General features: G+C 70.7%; 12 protein-coding genes and 1 tRNA gene. 2 read left to right on the top strand and 11 right to left on the bottom strand.

The features are described from left to right. The 9 genes from BLQ91_RS24000 to BLQ91_RS23960 form a co-directional block, all read right to left on the bottom strand. Positions 1 to 214: helix-turn-helix domain-containing protein (locus BLQ91_RS24000; protein WP_143022784.1), on the bottom strand; the 214-nt coding region annotated here is incomplete at its 3' end. A gap of 213 nt (positions 215 to 427) precedes the next feature. After that, entirely contained in the window at positions 428 to 991 is a 564-nt protein-coding gene (pth, locus tag BLQ91_RS23995; protein WP_090099989.1) for an aminoacyl-tRNA hydrolase, read from the bottom strand. Next, the gene (locus BLQ91_RS23990) at positions 981 to 1,487 is read right to left on the bottom strand and encodes a DivIVA domain-containing protein (RefSeq protein ID WP_090099988.1); all 507 of its coding nucleotides are present in this window, start codon (positions 1,485 to 1,487) and stop codon (positions 981 to 983) included. The genes pth and BLQ91_RS23990 overlap by 11 nt, the downstream gene beginning before the upstream one ends. A 62-nt stretch (positions 1,488 to 1,549) precedes the next feature. After that, positions 1,550 to 2,155: a 50S ribosomal protein L25/general stress protein Ctc gene (locus tag BLQ91_RS23985; protein ID WP_090099986.1), complete on the bottom strand. Its 606-nt coding sequence runs from the start codon at positions 2,153 to 2,155 to the stop codon at positions 1,550 to 1,552. Between the two features lie 330 nt (positions 2,156 to 2,485). Continuing rightward, complete coding sequence (locus BLQ91_RS23980) at positions 2,486 to 3,457, bottom strand: ribose-phosphate diphosphokinase (protein WP_176959931.1); 972 nt, start codon at positions 3,455 to 3,457, stop codon at positions 2,486 to 2,488. Positions 3,458 to 3,471: 14 nt separating this feature from the next. Continuing rightward, positions 3,472 to 4,944 (bottom strand): bifunctional UDP-N-acetylglucosamine diphosphorylase/glucosamine-1-phosphate N-acetyltransferase GlmU, encoded by a 1,473-nt coding sequence (glmU, locus tag BLQ91_RS23975; protein ID WP_090100051.1) that lies wholly within the window; start codon positions 4,942 to 4,944, stop codon positions 3,472 to 3,474. A gap of 47 nt (positions 4,945 to 4,991) precedes the next feature. Further along, positions 4,992 to 6,671 carry a GGDEF domain-containing protein gene (locus BLQ91_RS23970; protein ID WP_342670665.1) on the bottom strand — a complete coding sequence of 560 codons (1,680 nt, stop codon included), beginning with the start codon at positions 6,669 to 6,671 and terminating at the stop codon, positions 4,992 to 4,994. Positions 6,672 to 6,711: 40 nt separating this feature from the next. Further along, positions 6,712 to 6,782 (bottom strand) — tRNA-Gln (locus tag BLQ91_RS23965). An 89-nt stretch (positions 6,783 to 6,871) separates the two neighbouring features. Next, a complete protein-coding gene (locus tag BLQ91_RS23960) occupies positions 6,872 to 8,011 on the bottom strand; it encodes an alpha/beta hydrolase family protein (protein ID WP_090099982.1) in 1,140 nt (379 codons plus the stop codon). 102 nt (positions 8,012 to 8,113) lie between these two features. Here BLQ91_RS23960 and BLQ91_RS23955 point away from each other — a divergent pair, with 102 nt between their 5' ends. After that, on the top strand, positions 8,114 to 8,713 hold the full coding sequence (locus BLQ91_RS23955) for a TetR/AcrR family transcriptional regulator (protein WP_090099980.1): 600 nt from the start codon (positions 8,114 to 8,116) through the stop codon (positions 8,711 to 8,713). Between the two features lie 167 nt (positions 8,714 to 8,880). Here the strand turns inward: BLQ91_RS23955 and BLQ91_RS23950 are convergent, their stop codons facing one another. Next, positions 8,881 to 9,990 carry a PQQ-dependent sugar dehydrogenase gene (locus tag BLQ91_RS23950; RefSeq protein ID WP_090099978.1) on the bottom strand — a complete coding sequence of 370 codons (1,110 nt, stop codon included), beginning with the start codon at positions 9,988 to 9,990 and terminating at the stop codon, positions 8,881 to 8,883. A 7-nt stretch (positions 9,991 to 9,997) separates the two neighbouring features. After that, entirely contained in the window at positions 9,998 to 10,525 is a 528-nt protein-coding gene (locus BLQ91_RS23945) for a DUF4291 domain-containing protein (protein WP_218130389.1), read from the bottom strand. A gap of 159 nt (positions 10,526 to 10,684) precedes the next feature. Here BLQ91_RS23945 and mfd point away from each other — a divergent pair, with 159 nt between their 5' ends. Then, complete coding sequence (mfd, locus tag BLQ91_RS23940) at positions 10,685 to 14,254, top strand: transcription-repair coupling factor (RefSeq protein WP_176959925.1); 3,570 nt, start codon at positions 10,685 to 10,687, stop codon at positions 14,252 to 14,254. Positions 14,255 to 14,256: the final 2 nt, after the last annotated feature.

The raw sequence follows: 14,256 nt of genomic DNA, 5'->3' as shown, positions 1-14,256 counted from the left end.
CGGCCGAGGTCCGCGACGGCATGTGATGCGGCCGGCTCGACCGATCGGCCAGCCCCGCGGCCCCCTCGTCACGGAATCGGCGGACCCAGCGGTGCGCGCATTGCCGTGAGACACCGAGCTCCTTGGCCACGTGTGCCACCGGTCTGCCGGCGGCGACCCGCGTAACCAGGACCAGGCGTCCATGCACTGTCAGGCGGGCGTTAGCGTGTCCCATCGAGGCCTCCGGCTGTGGTGACTGACTTCGCAATCACCACCGCACCCGGAGGCCTCACCCATGATCAAGCCGACACACCGTCACCAACGTGTTGGCCGAGTACATCTAGCGCTGGTGGAGGGCGTCCGCGCGGCTCTCGCGTTCTCGCGAGGAGCCGCGCGGGCCACGGCGCCGCGGCCTGGCTTCCGGTCGGCCGTGCCGCTCGTCCCGGTGCTAGTGGAAGGCGTTCTGCGCGGCTTCCAGGCCCTTGGTCACGAGGGCCTCGGCCGCGTCCGCCGCCCGGTCGATCTCCAGCGCGAGCTGCTTGCGCTCCACGGTGGAGAAGTCCTTGAGGACGTAGTCGGCGGGGTCCTGGCGACCCGAGGGGCGGTCCACGCCGAAACGCAGGCGGTGGTAGTCCTTGGTGCCCAGGGACTTCGTGATCGAGCGGAGTCCGTTGTGGCCGTTGTCGCCGCCGCCGAGCTTCATGCGCAGCGCGGCGAACGGGAGGTCCAGCTCGTCGTGGACCACGAGGATCGTGGTGGGCTTGAAGAACTTCACGGCGCTCGCGACGGGGCCGCCGGAGAGGTTCATGAAGCTGCGGGGCTTGGCCAGCACGACGCGGTGGCCGGACAGGCGGCCCTCGACGACCTCGGCGCCGGACTTGTGGGCCTTGAACCTGCCGTTCATGCGGGCGGCCAGTTCGTCGAGGACCAGGAAGCCGATGTTGTGGCGGTTGCCCTCGTACCTGGGGCCCGGGTTGCCCAAGCCGACGATGAGGGCGAGGTCAGCGTCCACGGAACCGCAACTCCTGCTCGAGATCGTCCAGCAACGTGTCCACGGCCTGCACCTGGTACCCCTTGCCCAGCAGGCCGGACGTGGTGCTGAACCGGGTGTTGCGGACCTCGGTGGAGGTCATGGAGCCCCGGCCGTCCAGGTTGGCCGCGGCGCGGGTGATGAAGGCGTCGACTTCGGCGCGATCGTAGCCGGTGCCGGTCTTCGGCAGCTTGCGCGCTCTCAGGTCCTCGCCGGTGCTCAGGCCCGTCGGCGGCACGATGCCGTTGCGGACCTGGAACTCCAGCAGGTGCAGGACGCCGTCGACGCTCAGCGGGTCGTAGCCGTTCGGGACCGCCGCGAACCTGACGGTGCGGATGTGGTCCGGGTCCAGGCGGAGACGGCCGGCCAGCGCGTCGGCGATGATCTGCAGGAACTCGTTGACCTGCCCGGGGTCGTAGCCCTGCCGCTTGCGCCGGAAGGTCTTCGACCGGACGTCCGCCGGGCGCAGGTACGGCAACGGCGCGCCGCCCCCCTCGTGAGGAGGCGGCGCGCCGTCGTTTCGGCCCGACGTGATGGGGCTCAGCTTTCCTCGGTGGCCTCGGCCGACGCGTCCGCCGAGTCGTCACCCTCGAGCTGCGCCGCGGACGGCGCCTCGTTCACGGCGACGACCAGGGCCTCGGCGTCGGTGATGAGAACAGCACCGGCGGGCAGGGTCAGGTCGCTGGCGTGGATCTGCGTGCCCGCGCCGACACCGGCGATCGACAGCTCGATCTGGTCCGGGATGTTCATCGCGTCGGACTCGATCTGGATCGTGCTCAGGTCCTGCGTCAGCAGCGTGCCCGAAGCGGGCTCGCCCGAGATGACCAGCGGCACCTCGACGGTGACCTTCTCGCCGCGCGTCACGAGCAGCAGGTCGACGTGCTCGATGTAGTTCTTGATGGGGTGCGTGGTGACGGTCTTGGTGAGCGCCAGCTCGCTGCCGCCGTCCAGGGACAGCGTGAGGACTGCGTTCTGGCCGTGCTCACGGACGACACGGGCGAACTCGAGCGCCGGCAGGGCCAGGTGCTTCGGGTCGGAACCGTGGCCGTAGAGCACCGCGGGGATCTTGCCGGCGCGACGGGTACGGCGGGCGGCGCCCTTGCCGAATTCGGTGCGCTGCTCAGCGGCGAGACGAACCTCGGACACGGTGGGGTACTCCTTACAAGTCTGACCTTGTACGTCGGGGCGGTGCACAAGTTCTCAGCGGTTGAGGCTTGGTGGTGGCCTGCGGCGGCGAGCAGCGCGGAAACAGGGTCAACACGCGCGGCGTCAAGCCACCGCGTCGATCACGCCGAGCTGGGGAGCCCGCCCTCGCCGAGGCAACCCGACCAGTGTAGGTGAGTGGGCATCGGGGAGGCCAATCGGGGGGTGCTCGGACGGGCTCGCGGGGGTGACCGGTTCGCCACCCGGGAACCGGAAGGGGCCTCCCGCGTCCGGGAACGGACTGCGGAAGGCCCCTGCGGGACACCGGTGAGGTCAGGCGTTGCCGTCGAACAGCGACGTCACGGACCCGTCCTCGAACACCTCCTGGATCACGCGCGCGAGCAGCGGCGCGATCGACAGCACGGTCATGTTCGGGAACCGCTTCTCCGCCGGGATCGGCAGCGTGTCGGTGAACACGACCTCGCGGGCGCCCGAGTCCTGCAGGCGCTGCGTGGCCGGGCCCGACAGGATGCCGTGCGTGGCCGCGATGACCACGTCGGAGGCGCCCTCGCTCAGCAGCTGCTTCACGGCGCCGGCGATGGTGCCGCCGGTGTCGACCATGTCGTCGATCACGATGCACAGGCGGCCCTCGACCTTGCCGACGACGCGGTTCGAGACCACCTCGTTCGGGCGCAGCGGGTCACGGGTCTTGTGGATGAACGCGATCGGCGCGCCGCCGAGGGTGTCGGCCCACTTCTCGGCCAGCTTGGTGCGGCCGGAGTCGGGGGAGACGACGGTGATCTCGTGGCCCGCGTACTTGCCGCGGATGTGGTCCGCGAGCAGCGGCATGGCCCACAGGTGGTCGACCGGGCCGTCGAAGAAGCCCTGGATCTGGGCGGTGTGCAGGTCGACCGAGACGAGGCGGTCGGCACCCGCGGTCTTGAACAGGTCGGCGACCAGGCGGGCGGAGATGGGCTCGCGGCCGCGGTGCTTCTTGTCCTGACGGCTGTACGGGTAGAACGGCATGATCACCGTGATGCGCTTGGCCGAGGCGCGCTTCAGGGCGTCGACCATGATCAGCTGTTCCATCAGCCACTGGTTGATGGGCGCGGTGTGCGACTGGATGACGAAGGCGTCGCAGCCTCGCACGGACTCCTCGAAGCGGACGAAGATCTCGCCGTTCGCGAAGTCGTAGGCCGACTGCGGGGTCACCGTGACGTTGAGGTGCTTCGAGACCTCGTCCGTCAGCTCCGGGTAGGCACGCCCGCCGAAGAGCATCAGGTTCTTCTTCGGTGTGCCGGGCATCTGCGGGTTCACGGTCAGCGACCCTCCTCAGTCTTCTCGTCGGCATTCTGCTTCGCCAGGGCCTGTTCCGCCGCGCGGGCGGCGGCGGTGCCCTCACGACGGCTGAGCACCCAGCCTTCGAGGTTGCGCTGGGGGCCTCCGGACACGGCGAGCGCGCCCGGCGGGACGTCGCGGCGCAGGACGGTGCCCGCGCCGGTGTAAGCGCCGTCGCCCACGGTCACCGGAGCCACGAACATGTTGTCCGAGCCGGTGCGGCAGTGGGATCCGACGATCGTGCGGTGCTTGTTCACCCCGTCGTAGTTGACGGTCACCGATGCTGCGCCGATGTTGCTGTGATCGCCGATCGTGGCGTCGCCGATGTAGGACAGGTGGGGGACCTTCGAGCCGTCGCCGATCTGCGAGTTCTTCGTCTCGACGAACGTGCCGATCTTGCCCTTCACGCCCAGGGAGGTGCCGGGGCGGAGGTAGGCGAACGGGCCGACCGAGGCGCCGTCGCCGATCACCGAGTCGCTGCCGTGGGTCCGCACGACCGAGGCGCCCTCGCCGACCTGCACGCCGGACAGCGTGGTGTCGGGACCGACGGTCGCCCTGGCCCCGATCGCGGTGCCCGCGCGGAGCTGCACGTTCGGCTCGACCACCGCGTCCTGGCCGATGGTCACGTCCGCGTCGATCCACGCCGAGGACGGGTCGACGAACGTGACGCCGGAGCGCAGGTGGCCCTCGACGATGCGGCGGTTCATCTCGGCGCCGACGGCCGCGAGCTGCACGCGGTCGTTGATGCCCTCGACCAGCCAGGGGTCGGACGCGATCAGCGCGCCGACCCGCAGGCCGTCGCCGCGGGCGATGCCCAGGACGTCGGTCAGGTAGAGCTCGCCCTGCGCGTTGTCAGTGGACAACCGCGAGAGACCGTCGCGCAGCACCGCCGCGTCGAACGCGTAGACGCCGGAGTTGATCTCGGTGATGAGCTGTTCGGCCGCCGAGGCGTCCTTCTGCTCCACGATCCGCTGCACGCTGCCGTCGGAGTCGCGCACGATCCGGCCGTACCCGGTGGGGTCGTCCACCACGGCCGTCAGCACCGTGACCGCGTTGCCGGCGGTCCGGTGCTCGGACAACAGCGCGGAGAACGTCTTCGTGTCGAGCAGTGGCACGTCGCCGTAGCTCACGATCACCGTGCCGCCGAGGTCGTGGGGCAGCTCGGCGAGGCCGCAGCCGACGGCGTGCCCGGTGCCCTTCTGCTCGGCCTGCACCGCGACGGTGACCTTGCGGCCGAGCGCGCCGGCGAGGGTTTCGAGATGCTCGGTGACTGCTTCGCGGCCGTGGCCGACGACGACGGCCAGGTGGTCGGGGTCTGTGCCCGCCGCCGCGCGCACCGCGTGTTCGACGAGTGAGCGTCCGGCGATCCGGTGCAGCACCTTGGGCGTGGACGACCGCATGCGGGTGCCTTCCCCGGCGGCGAGCACGACCGTGCTGACAGGGCCCTCGAGCATCAATGCTCTCCCTAACAGGCTGGGTGGTTCGAAGTCCGCGGACCAGCCTAAGCCTCCGCGGAGGGCTCCCCCGCCACCGCCGCCACCTGGCAGCCACCCTGGCGCTTCGCCACGTACATCGCGGAGTCGGCCCTCGACAGGGCCTGGTTCGCCGATTCGCGCGGGCGCAGGGAGATGACGCCGACCGACAGCGTCACGCCCCGGGAGAGGTCGATTGGCAAGCCCGCCACCGCATCCACGGCTCGCCCGAGCGCTGCTTCCGCGGCGTGCAGGGGGGCTCCCGGCAGCAGGACGACGAACTCGTCGCCGCCGTAGCGGGCCACCATGTCGTCACCCCGCAGGGCCTGCCGGAGTGTGCTGGCAATCACCCGGAGGACGTCATCACCCTCGGCGTGCGAATACCGGTCGTTCACGCCCTTGAACCCGTCGAGGTCGACCAGGGCGATGGAGAACGGGTCGACCTGACCGGCGATGAGCTCGGCCATCTTGTCGTCGAGCGCGCGGCGGTTCGGCAGCCCGGTCAACGGGTCCTGCAACGCCTGCTGGGCGATCGCGCCGTGCGCGCGCGTCAGCCGTTCGTGCTCGCGGCGCGTCTGCAACGTGGCCACGCGGGACTCCCGCATCTGCCACAGCTCCAGCTCCAGGGCCGCGTTGTAGGCCTGCAACGCCGACGTCGTGTGCGGACCGCACAGGTGCGCGTACTCGCGCTCCAGCGACAGCACCAGCGACGGCTCCGACGTGTCGTGCTCCATCTGCGTGCGCGTGTCGTCGAGGACCTTGAGCGCGTCGTCCAGCCGGTTCGCCTTCACCAGGCACCGGGCCAGCGCGATCGCGACGATGATCAGCTCCCGCGCGTACATCGACAGGCCGCGCAACGACCACAGCCGGTCGAGGTGGTCCTCGCTCGGGTTCGTCAGCGCGTGGGCGGCACCGAGGATCGGCACCTGCTCGGCGGCGTCGAGGTCGCGCCTGCCGGGGTGCAGCGACTGCCGGAACGGCACCTCGGCCGCCTCGGCCAGGCCGGAGGCGACCCGGAACTGCTCGCGCGCGGCGTCGTGCAGGTTCACCCGTTCGAGCCGCAGGCCCCACCCGATCCGCAACCGGGCCCGGTTCACCAGGTGCACGTAGATCTGGTGCGGCTGGCCGCTCTCGCGCAACGCGTTGTTCGCGCCCGCCAGCACGTCGTCCGCCATCTCGTAGACGCCGAGCTGGGTCAGCACCAGGGCGATGTCCTGCAGCGTCGTGGCGAGCAGCTGGTCCCAGATCCGCCTGTCGAAGACCGGGTCGACGTCGGGTTCCTCGTCGAGCATCATCGCGAGCGCCGACGCGATCTCGGTCAGCGCCTTGTCCTCGGCGTTGCCGAGCAGGAACCGGCGCCCGCGCAGCGCCCGCGCGTCCGCCTCCAGCACGATCAGGCCGTGGCGGCGGCAGTGGCTCAGCATCTCGTCGAGCTGGGGGGCCGACATGTCGACGAGGCCCGGCGTGACCAGGCGGACCACGGCCGCGGCTCTGAGCAGCTGCGCGACGATGCGGGGCTCACCACGCCCCTGCGCCTCCGCCAGGATGTGGTCGATCTCCGAAGCCGCGTCGAGCTGTGCGGCGAGGTGGCTGCTCTGGGCGACGGCGACGAGTTCGCTCGCGCGACCCACCAGCCACGCGTCGGACATCTCGTGATGGCGGTGGCCCACGTTGCCCTGCTCGTCGACCGTTTCCTCGGGCAGCTTCACACCTCCCAGAGACCGCGACCCCGTGCCCTCAAGGCCCCTGCTCCGCCACCAGGATTCGAACCTGGACCATCGGAACCAAAATCCGAGGTGCTGCCTTTACACCATGGCGGAACGGGCGAGCCGGCGCCCGCCCACGCGCACATGTTGTCACGAGTGGTCCTCTTCTTGTCCAACCACCACTCATCCGGCTCAGTTCAAGATCACGGCCGGGCGCCGACTGACCTGGTCAGGAAGTCGCCGAGCGCGCCGCGGTACGTGTCGGTCGCCACATTCCAGGCCGAGGTGTGGTCCGCGCCGGGGATCTCGACGTACTGCAGGGGCCACCCGAGCCCGTCCGCGGCGCTCGCGAGGTCGCGCGAGGACCGGGCGGGCACCGTGCCGTCCGCCGAGCCGTGCAGGACCAGCGTCGGGGGCTTGAACGCCGGCGGGTTCGCGACGAGGTCGAACCGGTCGAAGTCGATGCCGGCGCGCCAGCCGGAGACGAGCTCCGCCACGGGCGTGAGCCACGTCGGCACGCCGCGGTTCTGCGCCTGGAGGTCCAGCGTCCGCGTCCAGTTCGTGACGGGGGAGTCGAGCACGACGCCGGACACGACGGCCGCGGAGCTGGACCTCGCGAGCGTCTGGCCGATGATCGCGCCGCCCATCGACCAGCCGTAGAGCACCACTCTCTTCGCGCCCCGGCCCTGCGCGAAGTGGATGGCGGCCTCCACGTCGTGCCACTCCGTGTCGCCGAGGTGGTAGAAGCCGTCGGGCGACTTCGGCGCGCCGGGGTCGTTGCGGTAGCTGATCAGCAGGACGGTCAGCCCGGCGCCGTGGAGCTGGGGGACCACGCGCAGCGCCTCCTCGCGCGACGCGCCCCGCCCGTGGACGGTGATGACCCACGTGTCCCGGTTCGACGCCGGGACGAGCCACGCGGGCATGTCGCCGAGCTCCGACGGCACGGCGACGTCGCTGTGGACCAGGCCGAGCGCGGTCTTCGGGTCGCCTTGGTAGACGTTGGTCTCGACGCGCACCTTCGTGCCCTCGGGCGGTGCGGTGCCATCGATCAGAGGGCGTTCCACGCGGCCGTCCCTGGTCGAGGCGACGTCGCCGACCTTCGCGCTGCCGCCGGGCCAGACGACCCCGAACGTGCCGCGCAGCGTCGTCAGCCTCGACTCCGCGAGGACGACGTTCCCGTCGTCCACCCCGAGCGCCGTCTCGGGGTAGCGCCGCGGCACCTCCGCCGGTTCGAGCAGCTCACCGCTGTAGTACCAGCCGATGCCGCCCAAGGCGACCGCGACCAGCACGAGCAGGGCGAGCAACGAGGCCGCGGCGATCCGGATGATCTTGCGTCTGACCATCCACCGATGATGCCCGGTCGAGGTCTCGAATCCAGGCGACACAGCGAGGTGGCCACCGGAAGTGGTCCCGCTGCGTAGGCTGGCTCGGTGGCCAGGGTCAGGATGACGGGCAAGGAACGCCGAGAGCAGCTCCTGGACGTCTCCCGCGCCCTGTTCGCCGAGAAGGGCTTCGAAGCGACGTCGATCGAGGAGATCGCCCACCGCGCGAGCGTGTCCAAGCCGGTCGTCTACGAGCACTTCGGCGGCAAGGAAGGCATCTACGCCGTCGTCGTGGACCGCGAGATGCGGCGCCTGATGGACATGATCGTCGACGCGCTGGACGGCGGATCACACCCCCGTGAGCTGCTGGAACGAGCCGCCTGCGCGTTGCTGGACTACATCGAGGGCTCGACGGACGGCTTCCGGATCCTGGTGCGGGACTCGCCCGTCGCCTCGGCCTCGGGCACGTTCTCGTCGCTGCTGAACGACATCGCGTCGCAGGTCGAGCACATCCTCGGGCTGCACTTCGCCGAGCGGGGCTACGACCGCAGGCTGGCCGCGCTGTACGCGCAGGCCCTGGTCGGGATGGTCGCGCTGACCGGGCAGTGGTGGCTCGAGGCGCGCAAGCCGAAGAAGGACGAGGTCGCCGCGCACCTCGTGAACCTGGCGTGGAACGGCCTCTCGGCGATGGACCACAAGCCGAAGCTGCGCATCCGTTCGTGAGCGGCTTGTCGTTGTAGTGCATCTGCACGCATTGCGTGCCCGGCGTTAGTGCACAAGGCCGAAGTAGCACCACGTGTGAAACGGCCCGGGCACGTCCGAGCGATGAGTCCCAGTAGGACCTGTGGCCCGAGCCGTTCGTCGAGGGGTCGAACGGCTCGGCCCGGTCCTCACACCGTCCCGGTCAGCCTCAGCAGCTTGTCGTTGCTGCCGTTCGACGTCGTCAGGTAGAGCGACCCGTCCGGCGCCGTGCGGGCGGCACGGAGACGCCCGTACTTGTCGTCCAGCTCCTCCGGGATGCTCACGTTCTGCACCTTGCCGTCCTGGTCCAGCGTGAAGAGCAGCAGCTTCGAGCCCTTGAGAGCGGTGATCGCGAGCTTGCCGTTCCAGAACGCCGCCTGGCAGATCGCCTCGGTCGGCGAGCCGGACGACCACACCGCGGGCACGGCGTCCGGGAAGCGCTGGAGGTCCGTCATCGGCACGCTCTCGTCGTAGCCGCCGCGGGTGCCGCCCTCGGACGGGTCCCAGCCGTAGTTGGCGCCGGCCTTCAGCAGGTTGACCTCGTCGTCGACGCTCGGCCCGTGCTCGCTGGAGAACGCCTGGTCGCCGTCCGGGCGGAACACGACGCCCTGCACGTTGCGGTGGCCGTAGGTGAAGACCCGCCGCTCGTTGGCGTCGGCCGAGCCGATGAACGGGTTGCCCGCCGCGCCCTCGCCGGTCTCGGGGTCGATCCGCAGCACCTTGCCGCCGAGGCTGGTGCGGTCCTGCGGGTTGCGCGCCTGCGCGATGTCGCCGGTCGCGACGTACATCGCGCCGTCCGGCCCCAGCGTCGGCCGGCAGCCGGAGTGCCGGCCGCTCGAGTTCGACGGCATGCCGGTGAGCAGGTCCTCGGCCTTGGTGGCCTTGGTGCCGTCGAGGCGGAACGTCACCAGCCGCACGTCCTTCGACGTGTTGTGGCACACGGTGAACCGCTGGCCGTCGGGGTGGACGACGAGCCCCATCAGGCCGCCCTCGCCGCGCGCCTGGAGGTCGTCGAGGGCGATGTCGACGGGGGTGACCTGGCCGTTCCTCACCAGCTTGATCCCACCGGGCCGTTCGGTGACGAGCAGCGAGCCGCCGGGCAGGAACCCGATGTCCCACCCGTGCTGCAGGCCGCCCGCGACCTCCTCGACCACCAGCCCCCGGGGCGCCGGGGCCTTCGACGGCGCGTTGCCGCCCGGCTCCGGCGCCGAACAGGCAGCGGCGACCAGCACCAACCCTGCAGCAACGAGTGCGCGCATGTCCCAACTATGCGTTTTGTGCCGTGGTGGTTCCGTAAGGCCGTTCCACGGGCAGCAACGCGCGCGCTCCGTCCAGATCACGCTGACGCACCTTCTCGTGCACCGCGTGGGCCAGCGCCGTCACGTCCGTGATGCCGACCGTCCACTCGTGGACGTACTTCTGCACGGCCTCGCGCGTCAGGCCGATCTGGATGGACCGGTGCGGCAACGCCTCGTGGTCCAGGCCGCGCTCCGGGTCCCACTGCACCCGCACCGACGGCTTGCCGCCGATGGTGCTCTCGACGGCGTTGGCCACCGCCCAGTCGAAGCCCTCACGGGTGAGCCGCACGGCCAGGACGCGTTCCTGGCCCTCCTTCCGGGCGTAACCGCAGCGGTACATCATCCAGAGGAAGGACGGCTTGATCCACGTCATCCGCTCCATCTTGAACGGCGGCACGAACCGCTGGGCGGCGATGGCGGGACCGGCGATGGACGGTGAATAGGCCTGGTACACCACGATGGACTGGTCGTCGTAGTCAGCCCTGATCTCTCTCATGGACACGCACAGAGGGTGACGGCTCGGGTGGTGCTCAAGCCACCCAATAAGGGATCGCGGAACGGGCTAAGGTGGGTGGTGAGACCCCTCGTCCCAGGCAGGGGTCTGTCCGGCGTCCCGCATCCGGCTGGCGTTCCGCACTCGACCGGGGTTTCTCACATGCCGCTGCTCGGCCTTCTCGAAGGCGTCCTGCCCGACAAAGCCCTCCGCACGCTGATCGACTCGGCCGGTGTCCCCGAGCTGGAGCTGGACGGCCCGCTGGCCGCCCGCCCGCTGGCGGCCGCCGCGCTGTCCACGGTCAGGCCCGTCCTGGCCGTCACCGCCACGGGCAGGGAAGCCGAAGAGCTGACGAACGTCCTGCGCGACCTGATCGGCGCGGACAGGGTGGCGTTCTTCCCGAGCTGGGAGACGCTGCCGCACGAGCGCCTCAGCCCGCGCGCGGACACGGTCGGCGCGCGCTTGCAGGTGCTGCGCCGGCTCAAGCACCCCGGGGGCAACCCGATCAAGGTGCTGGTCACCACGGTCCGCAGCCTCATCCAGCCGATGGCGCCGGGCCTGGGCGACCTCGAGCCCGTGCACCTGGTGGTCGGCGAGGAGCAGGACTTCGTCGAGCTGGTCACGCGCCTGGCCGAGAACGCCTACAGCCGCGTCGACATGGTCGAGAAGCGCGGCGAGTACGCGACGCGCGGCGGCATCCTCGACATCTTCCCGCCGACGGCGGAGCACCCCTACCGCGTCGAGTTCTGGGGCGACGAGGTCAGCGAGATCCGGCCGTTCTCGGTGCAGGACCAGCGCTCGCTGCCGGAGGAGGTGCAGGAGTTCGTCGCGCCGCCGTGCCGCGAGCTGCTGCTGACCGACGACGTGAAGAGCCGCGCCGCCGAGCTGGCGCAGGAGCACCAGTCGGACGCGCACCTCGCGGAGATGCTGGAGAAGATCTCCGGCGGCATCGCGGTCGAGGGCATGGAGGCGCTCATCCCCGCGCTGTGCCCCGGTGAGCTGCAGCTGCTCGTCGACGTCGTCGAGCCCGGCACGCACGTGCTGCTCAACGACCCGGAGAAGATCCGGGCCCGCGCGGCCGACCTGGTGCGCACCGGCCAGGAGTTCCTGGAGGCCTCGTGGATGGCGGCCGCGGCGGGCGGCAAGGCGCCGATCGACCTCGGGCGCAGCGCCTACCAGGGCATCGGCGAGGTCTCCGAGCACGCCAGGGCGAACGACCGCCCCTGGTGGACGCTCAGCCAGCTGACCACGGACGCCGACGACGTCGTGCACCTCGACGTCAAGCCCGTCGAGGCCTACTCCGGCGACGTCGAGCGCGCGTTCGCCGACCTCAAGGCCCACACGGCGACGGGGGGCGCGGCGGTGCTCGTCGTGCCGGGCGCCGGCACCGCGCACCGGGCCGAGGAGCGGCTCAAGGAGGCCGAGGTCGCCGCCGTCTGCGTCGAGTCCCTCGACGAGGTGCCGAAGGCCGGCATGGTCACGGTCGTGCGCGGCGCGCTCGAGGACGGCTTCGTGCTGCCGGACCTCGCGCTGGTGGTGCTCACCGAGACCGACCTGACCGGCGGTCGCGGCGGCACGTCCACCAAGGACATGCGCAAGATGCCGTCCAAGCGGCGCAACGCGGTCGACCCGCTCGCGCTCAAGGCCGGCGACTTCGTGGTGCACGAGCAGCACGGCATCGGCAAGTACGTGGAGATGGTGCAGCGCACGACCAAGGACGCCGCGGGCGCTTCCGCCACCCGCGAGTACCTGGTGCTGGAGTACGCGTCGTCCAAGCGCGGCCAGCCCGGCGACCGGCTGTTCGTGCCGACCGACCAGCTCGACGAGGTCAGCCGGTACGTCGGCGGTGAGCTGCCCACGCTCAACAAGCTCGGCGGCAGCGACTGGAAGAACACGAAGTCCAAGGCGCGCAAGGCGGTCAAGCAGATCGCGGCCGAGCTCGTGCAGCTCTACGCGGCACGGCAGAGCGCCCCCGGCCACGCGTTCGCCGCGGACACGCCCTGGCAGCGCGAGCTGGAGGACGCGTTCGCCTTCACCGAGACGCAGGACCAGATGGCCGCGATCGACGAGGTCAAGGCCGACATGGAGCGCGGCGTGCCGATGGACCGCGTCATCTGCGGTGACGTCGGCTACGGCAAGACGGAGATCGCGGTCCGCGCCGCGTTCAAGGCCGTGCAGGACGGCAAGCAGGTCGCCGTGCTGGTGCCGACGACGCTGCTGGCCCAGCAGCACCTGAACACGTTCGCCGAGCGCATGCGCCAGTTCCCGGTGAACATCAAGGGCCTGTCCCGCTTCACCGACCCCGCGGAGACCGCGCGGACCATCGCGGGCCTCGCCGACGGCGAGGTCGACATCGTGGTCGGCACGCACCGGCTGCTGCAGAAGACCGTGCGGTACAAGGACCTCGGCCTCGTGATCGTCGACGAGGAGCAGCGGTTCGGCGTGGAGCACAAGGAGCACATCAAGGCGCTGCGCACGCACGTCGACGTGCTCACGATGTCCGCGACGCCGATCCCGCGCACGCTGGAGATGTCCCTCGCCGGCATCCGCGAGATGTCCACGATCCTGACCCCACCGGAGGAACGGCACCCGATCCTCACCTACGTCGGCGCGTACGACGACAAGCAGGTCGGCGCGGCGATCCGGCGCGAGCTGATGCGGGACGGCCAGGTCTTCTACGTGCACAACAGGGTCTCGACGATCGAGAAGGCCGCGAAGCGCATCCGCGAGCTGGTGCCGGAGGCCCGGGTCGTGACCGGGCACGGCCAGATGAACGAGGACAAGCTCGAACACCTCATCCAGGGGTTCTGGGAACGCGAGTACGACGTGCTCGTCTGCACCACGATCGTCGAGACGGGCCTCGACATCTCCAACGCCAACACGCTGATCGTCGAACGCGGCGACCTGCTCGGCCTCGCCCAGCTGCACCAGCTGCGCGGCCGCGTCGGCCGTGGCCGCGAGCGCGGGTACGCGTACTTCCTCTACCCGTCCGAGACCCCGCTGACCGAGCACGCGCACGACCGGCTCGCGACGATCGCGCAGAACACCGAGCTGGGCGCGGGCATGGCCGTCGCGATGAAGGACCTGGAGATCCGCGGCGCCGGCAACATCCTCGGCGCCGAGCAGTCCGGCCACATCGCGGGCGTCGGCTTCGACCTGTACATCCGGCTGGTGGGCGAGGCCGTCGAGGCGTTCCGCAGGCACGCGGGCGCCGACGGCGGCGAGGTCGAGGAGGAGCTCGCCGAGGTCAGGGTGGACCTCCCGGTCGACGCGCACATCCCGCACGAGTACGTGCCGGGCGAGCGGCTGCGGCTGGAGGCCTACCGCAAGATCGCGGCCGCCTCCGACGAGGCCGCGCTCCAGTCCGTCTGGGACGAGCTCAAGGACCGCTACGGCACGCCGCCGGAGCCGGTCGAGCGCCTGCTGGGTGTCGCCCGGCTGCGCCACGCCTGCCGCCGCCACGGGGTCACCGAGGTGATCGCGATGGGCCAGAACCTGCGGTTCGCGAAGCTCGACCTGCGCGACTCGCAACTGGTCAGGCTGCGCCGCCTGTTCCCGAAGGCCGTCTACAAGCAGGCCGTCGGGACGGTCACCGTCCCCCGGCCGACGGAGGGAGCGGCGGGCGGCCGGATGGGTGCACCGCAGCTGCGCGACCAGGAGCTGCTGAACTGGTGCGGTGCGTTCCTCGACTCCCTCGCGGGGACTCCCGTGACCGGAGTCACCACGGCGTGAGA

Origin of the sequence: Lentzea jiangxiensis, assembly GCF_900104175.1 — a bacterium.
Taxonomy (GTDB): domain Bacteria; phylum Actinomycetota; class Actinomycetes; order Mycobacteriales; family Pseudonocardiaceae; genus Lentzea; species Lentzea jiangxiensis.
Note: the sequence above shows the minus strand (reverse complement) of the source record. Positions and strands in the feature narration are given on the sequence as shown.